Source organism: Synechococcus sp. H55.9, assembly GCF_047462355.1.
In the GTDB taxonomy this organism is placed as follows: Bacteria; Cyanobacteriota; Cyanobacteriia; order Thermostichales; family Thermostichaceae; genus Thermostichus.
The window spans coordinates 14,425-16,039 of record NZ_JANSJB010000064.1; the positions used below are offsets into that span (position 1 = coordinate 14,425).

At 56.6% G+C, this 1,615-nt stretch carries 2 protein-coding genes; both read left to right on the plus strand.

The features are described 5' to 3' along the window. A partial coding sequence (dnaA, locus tag NW857_RS09165) for a chromosomal replication initiator protein DnaA (RefSeq protein ID WP_414368734.1) occupies positions 1 to 837 on the plus strand: 837 nt, incomplete at its 5' end. A gap of 221 nt (positions 838 to 1,058) precedes the next feature. Beyond that, positions 1,059 to 1,615: hypothetical protein (locus tag NW857_RS09170; protein ID WP_414368735.1), on the plus strand; the 557-nt coding region annotated here is incomplete at its 3' end.

Sequence of the window (1,615 nt, forward strand, 5' to 3'; positions counted from 1 at the left end):
CAGGCGAAGGTCTTTTACGTGTCCACCGAGCGCTTTACCAACGATTTAATCGATGCCATCCGGCGAGACAGCATGCAGTCTTTCCGGGAGCACTATCGAGATGTGGATATTTTATTGGTGGACGACATTCAATTTATCGAAGGCAAAGAGTACACCCAAGAGGAGTTTTTCCACACCTTTAATACGCTGCACGAATCGGGTAAACAGATCGTGCTGGCTGCTGACCGATCCCCTCACCTGATCCCTCGTCTGCAGGAGCGGCTCTGTTCTCGGTTTTCGATGGGCTTGATTGCAGAAATTCAATCGCCGGATATCGAGACCCGCATGGCCATCCTTAAGAAAAAAGCCGAGTACGAGGGGATGAATCTACCACCTGAGGTGATCGAATACATTGCCACCACCTACACCAGCAACATTCGCGAGCTGGAAGGCGCCCTCATCCGCGCCGTCGCCTACGTCTCCATTTCTGGCCTGCCGATGAGCGTGGAGACCATTCAACCCATCCTCAATCCACCCAGCGAGCCGAAAGAGATCACCGCCGATATGATTATCGAAGTCATCTGTGAAGAATTCGGTGTTGACCGGGAGAGCTTATTGGGATCCTCCCGCAAGCGCGACATCAGCCAAGCGCGGCAAATTGCTATGTTCCTGATGCGCCACTACACCCATCTCAGCTTGCCCAAAATTGGCGATTATTTTGGCGGGAAAGACCACACCACCGTTCTCTATAGCTGTGAAAAAGTTCGCCAGTTGCAGCGAGAGAATCTACAATTTGAGCGGCAACTGCAAAAGTTGGCCGAGCGCCTGCGGGTTGTTGCCCACAGCCGAAAGAGCTAGGTTTTCCGTTGTCATTGAGCCGCCCCCGGTTCTCCGCTGTCCCGTTTTCTGTGGAGGATCCCTCTCGAAGCAGCTAGAGTTAAAAACGGGATAGGCGAGGGTTGCAGTTGGTGGAGCGATCTGGCAAAGGGCTTTGCTTGGGTCTGTTGCTCCTCGGGGCCGAGCTGACGCCAGGGTGGCCAGTTTGGGCCAATTCGACGCAAGCAAGTCTTCCAGATCCTGTGCCGGCCCCGCTCTCGGCCGCTTTGGATTTGGGGCTGGAGGGCCAAGTTCTGGAAAATAGCCCGGTGCTGCGCCGCTGGCTGCAAAATCCACCCAATCTCCTGGAAGAAATCCGCAATACCCCCGTCCTGCCCACCCGCCTGCAGGCCGGTTTCGAGTCCTCCTCTCACTGGCGAATCAGCCTGCAGGACTTGCGCCTGGCCGATCGCCTCACCCTCAGCGGCGACTATCGACAATCTTCCGAACATCCAGAAGTGCGCCAGTACGGGTCGGAGATGCGCTACTTTCTGGCCCCCATGGGATCCCGCTTGAACCTGGCCCCCCAACTGGGCTATCGAGCCTTGGAACAGAAAAACCGCAGCCTCAGCGGCGTTAGCTATGGGGCTTTTGCCGTTTTGGCCCTGGCGCCCGGAGCGGCAGACTTGACCGGCAGCTACAGTTGGGTTGCCCCTCAGGAAGAAGGACAAGCCACCCTGGCGGAGATCACCGCTGCCTACGCCATCAGCCCTTCCTTTCGCCTTTCTGCTCGCTATAGCTTGCGCAACTCGACCTTGGC